We start from the raw sequence: 16277 nt of genomic DNA, 5'->3' as shown, positions 1-16277 counted from the left end.
ATCGCGGGCGACTGCAGGCAGTCCCGCGGGTCACTCACCGTGTCACGGGACTACCGGCATTCCTGCGGGGTTCCCGCCGTGTCACGGGACTACCGGTACTCCCGCGGGGTTCCCGCCGTGTCACAGGACTACCGGTAGTCCGCCGGATCCCCCGCCGCACCCCGCTGGGCGTCGGCGAAGTAGCGGCCCCAGTCCGGACGTGAGCCGTCGGCGTCGGTGAAGCCGTACTCCCCGGCCAGCTCCCAGCTGGCCAGGGACCTGCCGTTCCAGCGGTGGACGTCGGGGTCGGCGGCGAGCGCGGCGACCGCGCGGCCGACATAAGCCGGGGTCTCCGACATCGCGAAGTAGGGGTCCTTGGCGATCCCGTCGCGCCAGGTGGCCTCGGTCACCCCGAAGTGGTCGAGCATCGCCTCCGAGCGGAGGAATCCCGGGGTGAGCGCCAGTGCCGTCACGCCGTACGGCTTCAGGTCGCCGGCCTGCGCCTGGGCGATCCGTATGACACCGGCCTTGGCCAGGTCGTAGAAGAAGGTTCCCCGATAGCCGTGGTCGGCCAGCCCGTCGGTGACCTCCACGACGAGACCTCCGCCCCGGGCGACCATCAGCGGCAGCGCGTGCCAGCTGGTGATGATGTGGGTGTGCACGGCCTGGCTCTGCAGCCGCAGGCCGTCCTGGAGCGGCTGCTCCCACAGGGGTTTGTCCCACACCGTCAGCGGGTCGCCGCCCCAGACGTTGTTGACCAGGACGTCCAGGCGGCCGTCCTGCTCGACGCCGATCCTGGCGACCAGATCACGCACCTGGTCCTCCTCGAGATGGTCGACCTGTACGGCGATGCCGCGGCCGCCGGCGGCGGTCACCAGCTCCGCGGTCTCCTCGATGGTCTCGGGCCGGTTCATCGGCGACCTCGACGCCGCAGTCGTGCGCCCGGTGACATAGACGGTCGCGCCGGCGGCGCCGAGCTGGACCGCGATCCCCCGGCCGCCGCCCCGGGTCGCTCCGGCCACCAGGGCCACCTGTCCGTCGCTCATCGGTCCTCCTTGCTGGTGCGATAGGGGTCGAGCAGGGTCCGCAGGTCCCGGCGGAGTGCCTCGGCGAGCGATCCCGATCTGGTCATCGCCCAGGTGAGCTGGGTGCCGTTGCGGATGGAGTCGGCGGCGGCGGCGAGCGCGCCGAGGTCGGCGCCGCCCGTCAGGTGGCCGCTCGCCACCGCGGCCTCCAGGTAGCCGCGCAGCTCGGCCCGGACACCACGGAGGTGATCGCCCAGGAGCGCGCGGAACTCGTCGTCGGCCAGCTCCAGGTGGAGGAAGGCGAGGTTGTTGGCGAACTCCTCCGGCCCTGTCTCGTGCCCGGCGCTGCGCACCACGGCCCGGATCAGCCCCTCGACCGGATCCGGGGCCGTCGCGAACGCCGCGCGCATGGGCCCCACGAACGCCTCCCGGGTCAGCCCCCACCGGACGAAGCCGAGCAGCAGGCCGCGCTTGCTGCCGTACCGCTGGACGAGCGCCCCCGTCGACACCCCGGCGGCCCTGGCCACGTCCGCCAGCGTCAACCGGACCGGCCCCGCGCTTCCGACGGCCGCCGCGACAGCGGCCATGATGTCCTCTTCCCTGATCGTACGAGGCCGCCCGGCCACTTCCCCACCCCTCAATTAAATAATGACTGTTCATTATTTATATCAGACGCGGCGGCGCCACCGGGACGGTCTCCGTACCTCGCGAGACCGTCCCGGCCCCCTCAGGGAGCGGTCACCGCCGGGAGGGACGCGCCGCCGAGGGCCGTGACGACCCGCCGGAACACGTCGCCCCAGGGGCGTGCGGCCACAACCGGGACACCGGCCTCCGCGGCCTGCGCGGCGAGACGCTCACCGTGCAGGGCGCTCACCCGGGCGCGATGGAGCTGCTCGCCGCCGCCGGGTTCGCGGCGGCGGTAGTTCTCCAGGAGCTGGGCCTCGTCCGGCTCGCGGAGGACCACGGCGGCGACCTGCCCGCCCGCCGGGACACCGGCGAAGCTGTCGCGCACGGCGAACGCGGGCAGCAGGTAGTCACCTTCGATGATCACAGGGGTGTCGGTCTCCAGGTGGTTGCCCACGACCGCGTCCACGGCGGGGACGAGCGCCTCGGCGATGGCGATCTGCAGCTCGACGACGTCGGCCGGGGGCAGCAGCGCGGCTCCGGGGTGGGTGCGCCAGTGGTGCAGGAGCGGCTGCTGCCGTGGTGTGGTCATGGCCTGCAGCGCCTCGACGAGATCGTCCACCTCGACGATCGGCGTCCCGTAGTGCCGTGCCAGCGGATAGCTGACCCGGCTCTTGCCGGCCCCGGAGGCGCCACAGAGGAGCAGGACGCGCCAGGGAGGCCGCTCCCCCGGCACGAGGATGTCGTCCACCGTCGCCACAGGAACTGCGTGGCCCATGTTTACCCCTCTCATCTGCGGACACTAAGTATCTCTGCACGATGAGAACTTCGCGTAAAGGGAGGAATCACACCATGGGTGCTGACGACAAGATCTCCAACAAGGCCGAAGAGCTCGGAGGCAAGGTCAAGGAAGGCGCCGGTCGCGCCACCGGCAACGAGAGCCTTGAGGCCGAGGGCCGGGCCGACCAGGCCGACAGCAACGTCAAGCAGGCGGGGGAGAAGGCGAAGGAAGGCATGAAGAAGGTCAAGGACGCCTTCAAGAGCTGACCGTCCATCCGGCGCGGCCGGATGGATCCACGGCGGAGGCCCCGATTTTCGGGGCCTCCTTCGCGTTGCGCCGCCAGCTTGCGGGACCTTCTTCGCGTTGCGCCGCCAGCTTGCGGGGCCTCTTCCGCGTTGCGCCGCCGCGCTTGCGGGACCCGCCTCACGTAGTGCGACCGCACTCTTCGTCTTCAAGCCTGCTGCTTCAAGCCTGCTGCGCGCGTGCCGCCGCCCGCTCAGGGCGCTCAGGGCACGTTCAGGACGTCGGCCCCACTGATCAGGACACGCCCAAGTCGCCGGCCCACCGATCAGGACACGCGTAGAACGTCGGCCCACCGACCAGGACACGCGCAAAACGCCGGCCCACCGCTCAGGCCGTCGGTCCCACCTTGGGCTCGGGAACACCCTCACCGGATTCCTCGGCGGCACCCGCGGGGTCGCGCGCGTCATCGGGGTCGGCCAGGAGCGGACGCGCGGGAAAGGAGGTGTCGGCCCCCGACCTCTCCGCCACGACCCGGCTCTCCCCGTCGGCGCCCCGCGGAGCCGCGGGCACCGGGCCCTCCTCACCCCGCGGAGCCTCGGGTGCCGGATCCTTCTCACCCCGCGGAGCCTCGGGCGCCGGCCCCTCCCCGCCCTGCGGCGCCGGATTCTCCCCGCCCTGCGGAGCCGGATCCTCCCCGTCCTGCGGAGCCGCCGGAGCCGGATCCTCCCCGTCCGCGCCCCGCGGAGCCGCGGACGCCGGGTCCTCCTGCGAGGGGTCGTGTCCGCCGGCCTTCTCACTCACTTCACGGTCATCGGTCATGACACCCCCTCTCCCCGACAAAGGACTAAATATGCCGCCCACCAGGCATGGAGTGGGACAGCCGGGTACGGACCTGCTGGAGGAAACTGGAGGAAAGGAGCAGCACCATGACAGTGACGCGATTTCAGGATCTCCCCCTCGCCGACCGGGACCGGCACTGGGACGCGGACGAGGCGGACAAGCGCGTCCGCGCGTGGGCGGGGGCCGAGGAGGAGCCCAACGCGAAGTACCGCGAGGCGCACATCTGGTACGACGGTGACAGCCCCGACGAATTCGGGAGTTACAAGCTGCCGTTCGCCGATGTGGTCGACGGCGAGCTCAAGGCGGTGCCACGCGCCGTCATGGCCGCCGGCGCGGTCGTACAGGGCGCTCGGGGCGGGGTCGACGTGCCCAAGGAGGACGTCGATCGGATCAAGGCCCACCTGGCCAAGTACTACGCCAAGATGGACGACACCCCTCCCTGGGACCGCTGACCATGCCACGTTTCGACTTCGCGATCGAGCCGGCGTGGAAGATCCCGCTCCGGCTGTTCGGGGTCACCCCCGAGCGGGCCTTCGCCCTCGTCGAGGAGGGCGCGCTCACGGTCCGCTTCGGTCACTGGCTGCTGCGCACACCCCTGTCCAATGTCACCGGCACCACGCTGACCGGCCCCTACTCGACCTTGAAGGTCGTCGGAGTGCACCTTTCGCTGGCCGACCGGGGAGTCACCTTCGGCACCAATCCCAGGCGCGGCGTCTGCGTCCGCTTCCGCACCCCGGTGCCCGCGCTCCTGCCCGGCGGGCTGCTGCCCCATCCCGGTGCAACCCTCACCCTGGCCGATCCCGAAGGACTGGTGAGGGCACTTGAGGAGAGACCACACATGACATGACAGGCGGACATCGGGGTACAGGGTCCGTCTGATCGAAGGAGGGGACAAATGACTTTCGAAGGACAGCCGGAGGAGAGGTCCGCGGCCGGTAAGCCCATGGTCCGCGCGACACCGCGAGATGTGGTCCACATCCGCCTGGGCTCGTTCGCCCTGATAGCGATCATCGCCATCGGCGTGCTCGGTCTCGTGGCCGGCCTTAAATGGCTGATGATCGCCATGGCCGTGCTGGCTGTGATCGCGATCGTGGACATCGCCCTCGCACTCCGCCGCCAGTCGCGGACTCCCGGCGGCACCACCACGGAAGCGGGCTGAGGCTCCGGACGGGCCGACGGGACGGCACTCCGCCGGCCCGTCTCCGCCCCAGGGTTCCGCCTTCGCGGCGGCCCGGCCACGCCCGCACACGGGGTTCCGCCTTCGCGGCGGCCCGGCCACGCCCGCGCACGGCGTCCGGTCACGCGAGGGTGTCGACGGCCTCGGGCGAGAGGATGTGGTCGAGGACCATGTGGGCGCAGCCGACGATGCCCGCGCCGGGACCGAGGCGGCTGCGTTCGATCCGCAGGTTGCGGGTGGACAGGGCGGTCGAGCGGCGGTGGACGACCTCGCGCACGCCCGACACCATCGGCTGGAAGGTCTCGGCCACGTCGCCGCCGAGGACGACCACGGCGGGGTTGAGCAGGTTGACCGCGCTGGCGACGACCTCTCCCAGCATCCGGGCGGCGTTGCGTACCACCGTCATGGTCTCGGCGTCGCCCGCCCGCACCAGGCTCACCACGTCGGCCAGGGTCTTCACCTCGTGGCCGCGGGCGCGCAGGTCGCGCAGTATCGCGGTGCCGCTGGCCACCGAGTCGACGCAGTCGATGTTGCCGCAGCGGCACAGCACTCCCCCGCCGTCGCGGACCGGGATGTGCCCGATCTCCCCGGCCGCGCCGAGCGCGCCGCGCAGGATCTCGCCGCCCGCGATGACTCCGGAGCCGATCCGGGTGGAGACCTTGATGAACAGCAGGTCGTCGGCCTCGCCCGCGTAGACCGCGCGGTGCTCGCCGATCGCGATGACGTTCACGTCGTTGTCGAGGAAGACGGGGACGGGGAAGCGCTCGGCGATGATCGGCGGGACGGCGACGCCGGTCCAGCTCGCCATGATGCGGGCGCTCTCGGTACGGCCGGCCGCGAACTCGACCGTGGCGGGGACTCCCAGGCCGACCCCGCGCACCTGGGAGAGCGGGCGGCCGGCGAGCAGCCTGCTCCAGGTGTCCATGACCAGGGGGAGGACGACGTCCGGGCCCTCCTCCACGTCGACGGCCAGGCTCTCCCTGGCCAGCTCGTGTCCGGCGAGGTCGCAGACGGCGATCTGCGCGCGGCTCGCGCCCAGCGAGGCGACCAGCACGATACCGCCGGAGGCGTTGAAGGCCAGCCTGTGGGGAGGTCTGCCGCCGGTGGAGGGGCCCTCGCTGTCCTCCACGACGAGGCCCCGGTCCAGCAGCTCGGTGACACGCAGGGAGACGGCCGGCCGGGACAGGCCTGTCACCCGCCCTATGTCCGCGCGCGTGACAGCCTCACCAGCGCGGATGAGGCGGAGCACCTCACCGCTGGTGGCGAGCGCGGCAGCGGGACGTCGAGGCATCGGCCAAGTGAATCACACCCACTTAGGAAATGAAAACTTCCATCTTTCTCATCTCAGATTACAAAACTCCGCTTGTGTAGAGCGCAAGATGTGACTACTGTCCGATCTATCCCCAATTTCGGTAGATCACTACGGAGCACTCCCCATGTCCGAGAACCCGCAATCCGCCGACCTGATCGTCTTCGGCGGTACAGGTGACCTCTCCATGCGGAAACTTCTCCCGGCCCTCTATCACTGCGACCGCGACGGGCGCCTGTCCCCCGAGACCCGCATCATCGCGATGTCGCGTGGCGGGCTCGACGACGCCGACTTCCGCGGCAAGGTGGACGCCGAGGTACGGGGCTCCGTGCCGGTGGACGACCTGGACACCTGGCAGCGCTTCCTCGGCCGCCTGCACCACGTCTCCGTCGACATCGGCGGCGAGGACACGACCGGCTGGGCGAAGATCACCGGTCTGCTCGCCGGGCACGAGCAGCGGGACCGGGTGTTCTACCTGGCCAGCCCGCCCATGACGTTCGGCCCGTTCTGCCGGGAGCTGCACCGCGCCGGTCTGGTGACCCCCGCCTCACGGGTGGTGCTGGAGAAGCCGCTCGGCCGCGACCTGGCCAGCGCGCAGCGCATCAACGACGAGGTCGGCGCCATCTTCGACGAGCGGCAGATCTACCGCATCGACCACTACCTGGGCAAGGAGACCGTCCAGAACCTGCTCGTCCTCCGGTTCGCCAACGCCTTCCTGGAGCCGATCTGGAACTCCCTCTGGATCGACCACGTCCAGATCACCGCCTCCGAGACCGTGGGCACGCCGGGCCGCCGCGGCTACTACGACCACGCCGGCGCGCTGCGCGACATGGTGCAGAACCACCTACTACAGCTGCTCTGCCTGGTCGCGATGGAGCCGCCGTCGCGCAACGACCGCGAGTCCATCCGTGACGAGAAGGTCAAGGTCCTGGAGTCGCTGCGGCCGATCACCTGCGGCGAGGTGGACCGTTTCACCGTCCGCGGCCAGTACACCGCGGGCGAGTCCGGCGGCGTGCCGGTCCCCGGCTACCTCGACGAGCCCGACAACACCGCGCCGACCGAGGCCTCGCGCCAGGTGGAGACCTTCGCCGCGATCCGCGCCGAGGTGAAGAACTGGCGCTGGGCGGGCGTCCCGTTCTACCTGCGCACCGGCAAGCGCATGCCGTACCGGTGCTCGGAGATCGTGGTGCAGTTCAAGGACGTGCCCCACTCGATCTTCGCGGGCAGCGCGCCCAACCGCCTGGTGCTGCGGCTGCAGCCCAGCGAGGGCATCGAGCTGCACATCATGGCCAAGGAGCCGGGCGCGGGCGAGGTGGCCCTCAAGCCGGTCCCGCTCAGCCTGAGCTTCGCCGAGACCTTCACCACCCGGGTGCCCGAGGCCTACGAGCGGCTCCTCATGGACGTCCTCACCGGCAACCCGACCCTGTTCATGCGGCGCGACGAGGTGGAGGCCGCCTGGCGCTTCATCGACCCGATCCTCCGCGAGTGGGACTCGTGGGGAACGCCGCCCGAGCCGTACCCGGCGGGCTCCCCGGGACCGGCCGGAGCCCACGAACTCGTCCTGCGCAGCGGCCGCTTCTGGCACGAGGAGGACCCCTCATGAGCGACCGAGCAGAACGAGCACGACACGCAGACCGAACCGACGAAGACAGAGGAGGCCGGATGAACCCCGTCATCCAGGAGATCACCGACCGCCTGGTCGAGCGCAGCCGCGCCAGCCGTACCGCCTATCTCGCACGGCTCGACGCCGAGGCCGAGGCGGCCCGCCTGCGCGGGCCGGCCAGGGCGAGCCTGGGCTGCGCCAACCTGGCCCACGGCTTCGCCGCCGCGGGCCGCTCCGACAAGCTGGACCTGCGGGCCAACGTCAAGCCCGGCGTGGCGATCGTGTCGAGCTACAACGACATGCTGTCCGCGCACCAGCCGTACGAGACCTACCCGGCGGTCCTCAAGGCGGCCGTCCGTAAGGCGGGCGGCGTCGCGCAGTTCGCCGGCGGCGTGCCGGCCATGTGCGACGGCATCACCCAGGGCCGCGCCGGCATGGAGCTGTCGCTCTACAGCCGCGAGGTCATCGCGATGGCCACCGCGATCGCGCTCTCGCACGACATGTTCGACGCCTCGCTCATGCTCGGCGTCTGCGACAAGATCGTGCCGGGCCTGCTGATCGGCGCGCTGCACTTCGGCCACCTGCCGGCGGTGTTCGTGCCGGCCGGGCCGATGACCTCCGGCCTGCCCAACAAGGTCAAGGCCCGCACCCGCCAGCTGTTCGCCGAGGGCAAGGTCGGCAAGGACGAGCTGCTCGACGCCGAGTCGAAGTCCTACCACTCCGCCGGCACCTGCACCTTCTACGGCACCGCCAACTCCAACCAGGTCATGATCGAGGTCATGGGCCTGCACCTGCCGGGCTCCACCTTCGTCAACCCGCGCACCGAGCTGCGCGAGGCCCTGACGGAGGCGGCGGGCAGGCGCGCGGTCGAGCTGACCGCGCACGGCGACGAGTACACCCCCGTCGGCCGGGTCGTCGACGAGAAGGCGATCGTCAACGCCTGCGTGGCGCTGCTGGCCACCGGCGGCTCGACCAACCACACCATGCACATCGTCGCCATCGCCGCGGCGGCCGGCATCGACCTGCTCTGGGACGACCTGGCCGCGCTGTCGAAGGTGGTGCCGCTGCTCACCCGCATGTACCCCAACGGGCAGGCGGACGTGAACCACTTCCAGGCCGCGGGCGGCATGCAGGTGCTCATCGGCGACCTGCTGGACGCCGGGCTGCTCCACCGCGACGTGCTGACGATCGCCGGGCGCGGGCTGGACCACTACCGCTCGTCCGTCGAGCTCAAGGACGGCGAGCTGGTCTGGGAGGAGCGCACCGGCGGGAGTACCGACCCCGACGTGCTGCGTCCCGTCTCGGACGCCTTCTCCCCCGACGGCGGCATCCACATGCTCGACGGCAACCTGGGCCGCGCGGTCAGCAAGGTCTCCGCGGTCAAGGACGAGCACCTGGTCGTCGAGGCCCCGGCGAAGGTCTTCGACGACCAGCTGGAGCTGCTGCGCGCCTTCGAGGCGGGCGAGCTGGACGGGCAGGACTTCGTGGCGGTCATCCGCTACCAGGGGCCGAGCGCCAACGGCATGCCCGAGCTGCACAAGCTCACCCCGCCGCTGTCGGTGCTGCTGGACCGGGGTCAGCGGGTGGCGATCGTCACCGACGGCCGCATGTCCGGCGCGTCCGGCAAGGTCCCGGCCGCCATCCACCTGTCGCCCGAGGCCGCCCACGGCGGTCCGATCGCGCTGGTCTGCGACGGCGACCCGATCCGCCTCGACTCCACCGCCGGCACCCTGGAGCTGCTGGTCCCGGCGGAGGAACTGGCCGCCCGCACGCCGCAGGGCGCGCCGCTCACCGACGCCCAGTGGGTGGGCACCGGCCGCGAGCTGTTCGCCGCCTTCCGCCGTACGGCGGGCCCCGCCGAGCGCGGCGCGGGGATCTTCGCCCTGAACGGCCACGCCGAGGGCGTCGCCGCCGCCGCGAACGGGGTCCGGCCGTGAACGGGCGGAACGTCCCCCGTACGAGCCCGGCGAAGGAGGCCTGGTGAGCCTTCCCTGGCTCGTCGCCGACATAGGCGGCACCAACGCCCGGTTCGGACTGGTCACGGAACCGGGCGGGCAGCCGCAGGCGGTGGCCGTACTGGCCGGAGCGGATCACGACGGGCTCCCCGAAGCCGTAGCCGCCTATCTCGCGGACCATGCGGGCGGAGTTCAGCCGGGAGCGGCCTGCATCGCGATCGCGGGTCCGGTCGAGGGCGACCGCTACCGGCTCACCAACGCCGGCTGGACGGGCTCGGTACGCGACCTGGGCATCCCGGACGCCGAGCTGCTCAACGACTTCGAGGCGCTGGCGGCCTCCCTGCCGCACCTGGTGGGTGACGACCTGGTCTCCCTGGGCGGCCCCGGGCCGTCGCGCGGGGTCAAGGCCGTGCTGGGCCCGGGAACGGGACTCGGCGTGGGCGGCCTGGTGCCCGCGGCCGAGGGCTGGGTGCCGATCCCCGGCGAGGGCGGGCACGTCACCGTGCCGGTCCTGGACGAGCGCGACCACGCGATCGTCCAGGCGCTGCGCGCCGAGGGCCTGGAGCACGTGGTGGCCGAGCACCTGCTGTCGGGGCCGGGACTGACCCGGCTGCACCACGGTCTCGCGCTGGTGCACGGCGTGGACGCGCCCCGGCTGTCCGCCTCGGACATCGTGGCCCGGCTGGACGACTCGCTGTGCGCGGAGACCGTCGAGGTCTTCTGCGGCATGCTCGGCACCTTCGCCGGGAACGTCGCGCTGACCCTGGGCGCCCGGGGCGGGGTCTACCTGGGCGGCGGCGTGCTGCCCCGTATCGTGGACCGGGTCCGTTCCAGCGACTTCCGCCGCCGGTTCGAGGCCACCCCGACGTTGAACGACTACCTGTCCGCCATCGCCACGACGCTGATCGTGGCCCCGCAGCCCGCGCTGGTCGGCGCGGCGGCCTGGCTGAACCAGCGCCTGTCGAACATGTCGAATATGGAGTACGTATGAGTCTGCTGGACATCGCCCCGGTCGTGCCGGTCGTCGTGATCGACGACCTGGAGACCGCGGTGCCCCTGGCGCGCGCCCTGGTGGCGGGCGGCCTGCCGGTCATCGAGGTGACCCTCCGCACGGCCGACGCCCTGAGGGCCATCGAGCGGATCGCCGCCGAGGTGCCCGAAGCGGTGATCGGCGCCGGGACCATCCGCACCCCGGCCGACGTGGCGGCCTCCGTGGCGGCCGGCTCCCGGTTCCTGGTGAGTCCGGGCAGCACGCCGAAGCTGGTGGACGCCATGGAGGCGAGCGGCGTGCCGTTCCTGCCCGGCGTGGCGACCGCGTCGGAGGTCATGGCGCTGGCCGAGCGCGGGCTGACGGAGATGAAGTTCTTCCCGGCCGAGGCGACCGGCGGCCTGCCGTACCTGAAGGCGCTCGGCGGTCCGCTGCCGGACGTGCGGTTCTGCCCGACGGGCGGGATCAGGCTCGCGACGGCTCCCGACTACCTCGCGCTGCCGAACGTCGGCTGCGTGGGAGGGACCTGGCTCACCCCCGCCGACGCGCTGGCCGCCGGCGACTACGCGCGGATCGAGAAGCTGGCCGCCGAGGCGGCAGCCCTCCGGTAGGGCGCACCCACCCCCGAACCTCGCAGGCGGGCCGCCTCCTCCCTTGGTCCGCCTGCGGCCATGAGTCGCCGTGACCCGGTGCAGACGCTCATGGAACCCGGCCCATGGCCGCCTTACCCGGCGGCCATGGGCTTTCCTCGTCGCCGGCCCTCCGAGGTCAGATGCGGGCCGCCCGGCAGGCGAGCTGCAGGGCCAGGAGCTGCTGGGGGTCGCCGAGGTCGGTGTGGAGGAGGTCCTCGATGCGCCGGATCCGCTGGCTCACCGCGTTGCGGTGCAGGTGGAGCTCCTCGGCGACCCGCGCGGGCGAGCCCTGGTGGTCGAGGTAGGACTGCAGGGTGCGCACCAGCGGTTCGGCCCGCTTCGCGCCGAGGGCCAGCAGCGGGGCGAGGAGTTCCTGCACGGCCTGGCGGGCGGCGTCGGAGGAGTACCACTCGACGAGCATGCGGTCGAGCCCGGCCACGTCGTGCGCGGTGACCGGGGAGGAGGAGGCCGGGTTGCGGAGCAGCGCCGTACGGGCTTCGAGGGCCGAGGCGCGCAGGCCGAGCGGGCCGCGGTGCGCGCCGCTGACCCCGCAGCGCAGTCCCGCGCCGGCGAAGCGGTCGCGGAGATGGGACAGCAGCCATTCGGCGTCGGCGACGGCGGCCCGCAGCCCGTCCCTGCCGGGGTCGAGCTGCTGGGTGCGGATGATGATCAGCGCGTCGTCGGCGCGGGCCAGGTGCCAGTCGGGGCCGCCCGCCGACCGCAGCAGGCGCGCCGCGACGGGCCCCGCCGCGTCGAGTACGGCGTAGCGGTCCGAGCCGGCCAGCTCGGTGGGCTCCACCCGCAGCGCGATGTGCCAGGCGTCGACGGCGAGCCCGAGGGCACGCGCGCGGGTGGCGAGCCGGAACGCCTGCTCCTCGGGGGCGATCAGCAGTTCGGTCAGCAGTTGCGAGCGTGACCGCACCGGGTGGTCGTCGGAGTGGCCGCCGGCCGCGGCGAGAGCGGCGACCCCGAGGACCAGCCGGACGGCACGGGCGAGATGGCCTCCCGGCGGGTCCGCGGCGAAGGCCGTGCCGTCGGTGTGGACGGGGACGCCGAGCGAGTGGGTGGCCGCGGCCGTGATCCGGTCGGGGTCGCCGCCCGCGCGCAGGACCGACGCGGTCGCCGCCTCGGCCCGGACCAGCGCGTCCGCCGCCGAGCCGGACAGGACCCGCTCGGCCGCCACCGCCAGCTCGGCGAGATCTCCGGTGAAGGCGAGCAGCGCGAGCGCGCCCCGATCGGCCAGGGCCGTCGCCGTGACGGGGAGCGGGCCGTCGAAGGAGGTGAGCACCAGGGCCGTGCCGTACGGCTGGCGCGGGCCGAGCACGCCGACCCGGTGGCCGCCGCGACGCGGCTGCTGGGCGGCGTCCACCTGCTCATCGGCAAGGTGGTCGACATGGAGCGCCGCACCACCGGTGGTTTCGCCCGGGGCCGGGCGCTGCTGGAGGGCCCGGCGGGCACCCTTGAGCTGAGCATCCAGAACGAGCACCTGATGGCCGTGCGCGACGGCGCCGTCGTCGCCACCACCCCCGACCTGATCTGCGTCCTGGACACCGACACCGGCGAGCCGGTCACCACCGAGGCCATGCGGTACGGCCTGCGCGTCACGGTGATCGCGGCCCCCTGCGACCCCCGGTGGACCACCCCCGAGGGTCTGGCGCTCGTCGGGCCGCGCTACTTCGGCTACGACTGCGACTACGTGCCCCTGGCGGGGGCGGGGAGCTAGGGCCCTGTCCGCGGGGTCCGGACGGTGATGCGGCGGTTCCGCACCGGCAGCCCGTGGCGGGACCCGGTCCACCGCCCACGGCCGGTTCCGATGTCCGGGGAGAGGGCGTGGCCGCGTTGACGGCGGAAGCCCTCCCCGTCCATGGACGGGGAGGGCTCGTCGGAGGTGGGTCAGTGTTCGCTGCTCACACTCACGCCGGTGAAGGCGGTCGTGCCGTACAGGGTGATGTAGTGGTATCCGGCCCGCGGTGAGGTGATGGTCAGGGTTTCGGCGTTGCCCGCGGTGGCCGAGCGCTTGCTGTAGTTGCTCGTGGTGGCCCAGGAGCTGGGGCTGTAGTAGAGGTCGGCGTTGCCGGTGCCGCCGGAGGTCGTGATCTTGAGTTGGGCGGTTCCGGCGGGGATGTTGATGTAGAAGTAGGAGTGGCCGCCGGTGTTCGCGGCGACGTTGGCGCGGACGCAGTTCTTGCCGAGCATGCGGACGTCGGAGCCGGAGCACTGCGGCAGCGGCGCGGTCACGGTGACGGTCTTGGTGACCGTGCCGGTCTTGCCCCCGTTGTCGGTGACGGTCAGCCGGACGGTGTAGGTGCCCGAGGCGGCGTACGTCCTGGACGGGTTGGCCGCGGTCGAGGTGCCGCCGTCGCCGAAGTCCCAAGCGCGCGAGGCGATGGTGCCGTCGGCGTCGGTCGAGCCGTCGGTGAAGGCGACGGTGGCGCCGTTGACGGCGGTGGTGAAGGCCGCGACGGGCGCCGTGTTGGCCGGGGTGCCGCCACCGCCGCAGGCGCCGCTCGCGCAGGCGGTCAGCCAGGTGTTCCAGTCGGTGGTGTAGTTCAGGCCGGTCAGGAAGGAGCGGGCGCCGCTCCAGTCGCCGGCGCGGTAGCGGCCGAGGACAGTGGCGACGTCGGCCGGGTGCTTCTCCAGCAGGAAGCGGACGGCGAGGTAACCCCAGCGGTAGGTGCGGGTGGTGTCCTCGTGCTCGTAGGTGGTGTCGAACACCTCGCGCAGGGTGAAGGTCTTCTTGGCGGCCTCGGTGATGGCGGCGTCGTAGACGACGTCGCGGTAGGAGTAGGAGACGTACTCGGCGAAGCCCTCGGTCCACCAGGTGGTCGGGGTGGACTGGCTGGCGTTGAAGTCGCCGTACATGTTGAAGCGGCCGTCGAGGTAGTGCGTGTACTCGTGGTTCAGGTTCCAGATGGCGAACGTGGGCAGGACCCGGGTGTCCTCGTAGGCGATGAACCTCGGCTGGTTGCCCGCGACGCCGGGACTGCCCTCCAGGTACATGCCGCCGTTGTTGGTGGCGATGTCGTACAGCGCGCCCGCGTAGGTCTGGTAGTCCACGCTGGAGTTGAAGACGACCACCTCCAGGGAGGTGTTCCGGTCGTCGGCGACCGGACCGCCGTCCTTCACGAGGCTGTGGAAGTAGGCGTCCTGGTTGGCCAGGCTGGCGCAGCTCGCGTTGAGCTGGGCGGTGGTGATGTCCTGGGCCCGGATGCGCAGGGTGGGGCCGCAGTCATGGCTGATCGGCAGCACGGTGGCCATGATCTGCGCCCGGTAGTCGCAGACGCCGTAGTAGGAGCAGTTCGCGTTGTCGTAGTAGTCGACCATGTCGGCCAGGGCCACCCACATCTTGGCCGTCGGGCCGGTGATGGCGCTCCGGCCGATCAGGGCCTTCACCATGGGACGGACCTTGGCCTGCAGCGAGGCGTGCTGGACGAACCGGCTCAGCTCACGGCCGGCGTTGTAGGGCAGGTAGTAGTAGTCCCCGCCGAGCAGGCCGGAGTGGTCGACGGCGAAGCCGTTGACGACGTCCAGGAGGCTGGGGTCGGCGGTGACGGCGGTGACGAACGCGGGGTCGTAGTGGCCGCGGAACAGCACGGTGAAGACGCTGTTCACCGCGCTGCGCATGTACTTGTAGGCGTTGTAGGAGCTGTTGTAGGCGGTCAGCAGCCGCTTGACCACGTAGATGTAGCGGGTGTTCTCCTGCGCGCTGTCGATGAGGATGACGGCCTCGTTCAACGTGTCGCCGTTGACGTCGTTGACGTCGCCGGAGCGGCCGTTGGCGAAGAACGCGTCCAGCGCGGAGCGGACCGAGTTCCGGAGCGCCGTGCCGTACGCGCCGATGCCGTTGTCGGCCTTGCTCTGCACGTAGTAGCCGGCCCGCAGGAACAGCACGAGCTGCAGCGTGCCGGTGCTGTTGTCACCCGCGTAGGCGACGGCGTTGTCCCGCAGCGCGGTGGCCACGGTGACCATCTTCGTCTCGGTGAACGTGGCGCGGGCTTCGGCTCCGGTCAGCCTGAACAGCGTGTTCACACAGGTGGGCTCGGCGTTCTTGATGGCGGTGACCAGGGCGGCGCCGCTCTGGCCGGTGAAGTCCGCCACGTCGCACACCGCTGCCGCCGCGGCGCGCTGCCTCCCGGTGTCCGGTGGCGCGTCGTAGTCGTCGCGCTGCTGCTCGACGAAAGCGGACAGCGGCGGAAGCTCGTCGGGGGTGAGAGGTTCGTGCTGGACGTGCGGCGTCCTCTCGTCGCGGGCGCCGGAGACGTCCCGGTCGGCCACGGGCCCGCCGGCCCGTACGACCGCCGTGCTCGGTAAGGCGGAGACGATCTGTGTACCGACGCCTAAGCCGAGAACGGAGCCGACGAGCACCATCCGGGTGATCGTTCGGCGCAACTTGCTGCGCATGTCACTCCTGGGGGGGAAGGGAGCGATCCCGTCTGGTCAACAACCGGACGGCTAATCGTATGTAAAATTTCACACGTCACATGGTTAAGACAAGTCTCAATTTTTCCGGCAGCAAGCGAGCCGACTTATAGGAGTTTGAGAACTTTCCGGATCCGCAGACTGTCGGCAGGACAGGCGTTCCGGGCGGGAAGAAGGGGCGGAGCCGGGTCCGCCGCCGCGCCGCGTCAGGACCGGATCGCACCCCCCAGGTGCATTCGCACCCTCATGATCCGGATCCCGGACAGGCGCCCCGATCCGCCGCCGGCCGCGGATCACGGCGCCGGACGGGTTCTCCGTTCCGGCCCGCGCCCCCGCGTTCCCGGCCGGCGTCCCCTGCGGCACGGGATGACCGTGGCCAATTGATGACATATGCATCGCGAGACAGACATATCGGCGGGGCGGATCAGGCAGACAGGTGGAGTGACACGCCGGAGTCCCCTAACCTGGGAGGACGAGGGGAGTACTTCCCAAGAACCGCCCCGGTCAGTACGGACGCCCTACGGCATCCCCGGACGGTCGCCCGCGACATGCGGGTGAAGGAGACCTCGAATGGCCAAGCGCATTCGAGGAGTTCCCTTGCTCGCTGACAGACCGCTTCCGGCTCCCGCCGGTCCGCCCCGGCCGCGGGGGGCCTCCCCCGCCGAGGCTCCGTCCCCGGCCGTCGCCGGCCTCGCCACCGGG

16 protein-coding genes are annotated in these 16277 nt (G+C 71.6%); 9 read left to right on the top strand and 7 right to left on the bottom strand.

Annotation, left to right across the window (positions count from 1 at the left end; genetic code table 11):
- Positions 1–128: 128 nt before the first annotated feature.
- The 3 genes from CA984_RS24215 to CA984_RS24205 all read right to left on the bottom strand — a co-directional run bounded on the left by CA984_RS24215 (position 129) and on the right by CA984_RS24205 (position 2406).
- The gene (locus CA984_RS24215; protein ID WP_086575858.1) at positions 129–1025 is read right to left on the bottom strand and encodes an SDR family oxidoreductase; all 897 of its coding nucleotides are present in this window, start codon (positions 1023–1025) and stop codon (positions 129–131) included.
- Entirely contained in the window at positions 1022–1591 is a 570-nt protein-coding gene (locus CA984_RS24210) for a TetR/AcrR family transcriptional regulator (RefSeq protein ID WP_133061764.1), read from the bottom strand. The genes CA984_RS24215 and CA984_RS24210 overlap by 4 nt, the downstream gene beginning before the upstream one ends.
- A gap of 140 nt (positions 1592–1731) precedes the next feature.
- Positions 1732–2406 carry a hypothetical protein gene (locus CA984_RS24205; RefSeq protein WP_086575856.1) on the bottom strand — a complete coding sequence of 225 codons (675 nt, stop codon included), beginning with the start codon at positions 2404–2406 and terminating at the stop codon, positions 1732–1734.
- Between the two features lie 74 nt (positions 2407–2480).
- Here CA984_RS24205 and CA984_RS24200 point away from each other — a divergent pair, with 74 nt between their 5' ends.
- Positions 2481–2675, top strand: coding sequence for a CsbD family protein (locus CA984_RS24200; RefSeq protein ID WP_086575855.1), 195 nt, complete (start codon positions 2481–2483; stop codon positions 2673–2675).
- 364 nt (positions 2676–3039) lie between these two features.
- Here CA984_RS24200 and CA984_RS24195 read toward each other — a convergent pair whose 3' ends face one another.
- Complete coding sequence (locus CA984_RS24195; protein ID WP_086575854.1) at positions 3040–3471, bottom strand: hypothetical protein; 432 nt, start codon at positions 3469–3471, stop codon at positions 3040–3042.
- A 107-nt stretch (positions 3472–3578) separates the two neighbouring features.
- On the opposite strand from CA984_RS24195, the gene CA984_RS24190 reads away from it, so the two are divergent.
- Genes CA984_RS24190 through CA984_RS24180 form a run of 3 tightly spaced genes read left to right on the top strand, consistent with a single transcriptional unit; the run spans position 3579 to position 4651 of the window.
- Positions 3579–3944 carry a hypothetical protein gene (locus CA984_RS24190; RefSeq protein WP_086575853.1) on the top strand — a complete coding sequence of 122 codons (366 nt, stop codon included), beginning with the start codon at positions 3579–3581 and terminating at the stop codon, positions 3942–3944.
- A gap of 2 nt (positions 3945–3946) precedes the next feature.
- Complete coding sequence (locus CA984_RS24185) at positions 3947–4339, top strand: hypothetical protein (RefSeq protein WP_086575852.1); 393 nt, start codon at positions 3947–3949, stop codon at positions 4337–4339.
- A 48-nt stretch (positions 4340–4387) separates the two neighbouring features.
- Positions 4388–4651 (top strand): hypothetical protein, encoded by a 264-nt coding sequence (locus CA984_RS24180; RefSeq protein WP_086575851.1) that lies wholly within the window; start codon positions 4388–4390, stop codon positions 4649–4651.
- 139 nt (positions 4652–4790) lie between these two features.
- Here CA984_RS24180 and CA984_RS24175 read toward each other — a convergent pair whose 3' ends face one another.
- Positions 4791–5960 carry an ROK family transcriptional regulator gene (locus CA984_RS24175; protein WP_086575850.1) on the bottom strand — a complete coding sequence of 390 codons (1170 nt, stop codon included), beginning with the start codon at positions 5958–5960 and terminating at the stop codon, positions 4791–4793.
- A 145-nt stretch (positions 5961–6105) separates the two neighbouring features.
- Between CA984_RS24175 and zwf the strand changes: the two genes are divergently transcribed.
- Genes zwf through eda form a run of 4 tightly spaced genes read left to right on the top strand, consistent with a single transcriptional unit; the run spans position 6106 to position 11135 of the window.
- Entirely contained in the window at positions 6106–7581 is a 1476-nt protein-coding gene (zwf, locus tag CA984_RS24170) for a glucose-6-phosphate dehydrogenase (protein WP_086575849.1), read from the top strand.
- Positions 7582–7640: 59 nt separating this feature from the next.
- Positions 7641–9518, top strand: coding sequence for a phosphogluconate dehydratase (edd, locus tag CA984_RS24165; protein ID WP_086575848.1), 1878 nt, complete (start codon positions 7641–7643; stop codon positions 9516–9518).
- A 43-nt stretch (positions 9519–9561) separates the two neighbouring features.
- Complete coding sequence (glk, locus tag CA984_RS24160) at positions 9562–10527, top strand: glucokinase (protein ID WP_086575847.1); 966 nt, start codon at positions 9562–9564, stop codon at positions 10525–10527.
- Positions 10524–11135 (top strand): bifunctional 4-hydroxy-2-oxoglutarate aldolase/2-dehydro-3-deoxy-phosphogluconate aldolase, encoded by a 612-nt coding sequence (gene eda, locus CA984_RS24155; RefSeq protein WP_086575846.1) that lies wholly within the window; start codon positions 10524–10526, stop codon positions 11133–11135. Before glk ends, eda begins: the two co-directional genes overlap by 4 nt.
- 157 nt (positions 11136–11292) lie before the next feature.
- On the opposite strand, the gene CA984_RS24150 is transcribed toward eda, so the two are convergent.
- The gene (locus tag CA984_RS24150) at positions 11293–12525 is read right to left on the bottom strand and encodes a PucR family transcriptional regulator (RefSeq protein WP_242676137.1); all 1233 of its coding nucleotides are present in this window, start codon (positions 12523–12525) and stop codon (positions 11293–11295) included.
- Here CA984_RS24150 and CA984_RS24145 point away from each other — a divergent pair.
- Entirely contained in the window at positions 12490–12879 is a 390-nt protein-coding gene (locus CA984_RS24145; RefSeq protein WP_242676136.1) for a DUF917 domain-containing protein, read from the top strand. The genes CA984_RS24150 and CA984_RS24145 overlap by 36 nt on opposite strands.
- Positions 12880–13049: 170 nt before the next feature.
- On the opposite strand, the gene CA984_RS24140 is transcribed toward CA984_RS24145, so the two are convergent.
- Positions 13050–15557, bottom strand: a complete 2508-nt coding sequence (locus CA984_RS24140) for a collagenase (protein WP_207621012.1) — start codon at positions 15555–15557, stop codon at positions 13050–13052.
- Between the last annotated feature and the right edge of the window lie 720 nt (positions 15558–16277).

The sequence above is a fragment of the Streptosporangium minutum genome, from assembly GCF_002149035.1.
GTDB lineage: Bacteria > Actinomycetota > Actinomycetes > Streptosporangiales > Streptosporangiaceae > Streptosporangium > Streptosporangium minutum.
This window is presented reverse-complemented; position numbering and strand designations above follow the sequence as displayed.

Excerpts from the sequence above, each read along its gene's own strand:
- CA984_RS24200 (WP_086575855.1), top strand. The coding sequence starts at position 2,481 with ATGGGTGCTGACGACAAGATCTCCAACAAGGCCGAAGAGCTCGGAGGC.
- edd (WP_086575848.1), top strand. The coding sequence starts at position 7,641 with ATGAACCCCGTCATCCAGGAGATCACCGACCGCCTGGTCGAGCGCAGC.
- zwf (WP_086575849.1), top strand. The coding sequence starts at position 6,106 with ATGTCCGAGAACCCGCAATCCGCCGACCTGATCGTCTTCGGCGGTACA.
- CA984_RS24215 (WP_086575858.1), bottom strand. The coding sequence starts at position 1,025 with ATGAGCGACGGACAGGTGGCCCTGGTGGCCGGAGCGACCCGGGGCGGC.
- CA984_RS24195 (WP_086575854.1), bottom strand. The coding sequence starts at position 3,471 with ATGACCGATGACCGTGAAGTGAGTGAGAAGGCCGGCGGACACGACCCC.
- eda (WP_086575846.1), top strand. The coding sequence starts at position 10,524 with ATGAGTCTGCTGGACATCGCCCCGGTCGTGCCGGTCGTCGTGATCGAC.
- CA984_RS24205 (WP_086575856.1), bottom strand. The coding sequence starts at position 2,406 with ATGGGCCACGCAGTTCCTGTGGCGACGGTGGACGACATCCTCGTGCCG.
- CA984_RS24140 (WP_207621012.1), bottom strand. The coding sequence starts at position 15,557 with ATGCGCAGCAAGTTGCGCCGAACGATCACCCGGATGGTGCTCGTCGGC.
- CA984_RS24185 (WP_086575852.1), top strand. The coding sequence starts at position 3,947 with ATGCCACGTTTCGACTTCGCGATCGAGCCGGCGTGGAAGATCCCGCTC.
- CA984_RS24210 (WP_133061764.1), bottom strand. The coding sequence starts at position 1,591 with ATGGCCGCTGTCGCGGCGGCCGTCGGAAGCGCGGGGCCGGTCCGGTTG.
- CA984_RS24180 (WP_086575851.1), top strand. The coding sequence starts at position 4,388 with ATGACTTTCGAAGGACAGCCGGAGGAGAGGTCCGCGGCCGGTAAGCCC.
- CA984_RS24190 (WP_086575853.1), top strand. The coding sequence starts at position 3,579 with ATGACAGTGACGCGATTTCAGGATCTCCCCCTCGCCGACCGGGACCGG.
- CA984_RS24175 (WP_086575850.1), bottom strand. The coding sequence starts at position 5,960 with ATGCCTCGACGTCCCGCTGCCGCGCTCGCCACCAGCGGTGAGGTGCTC.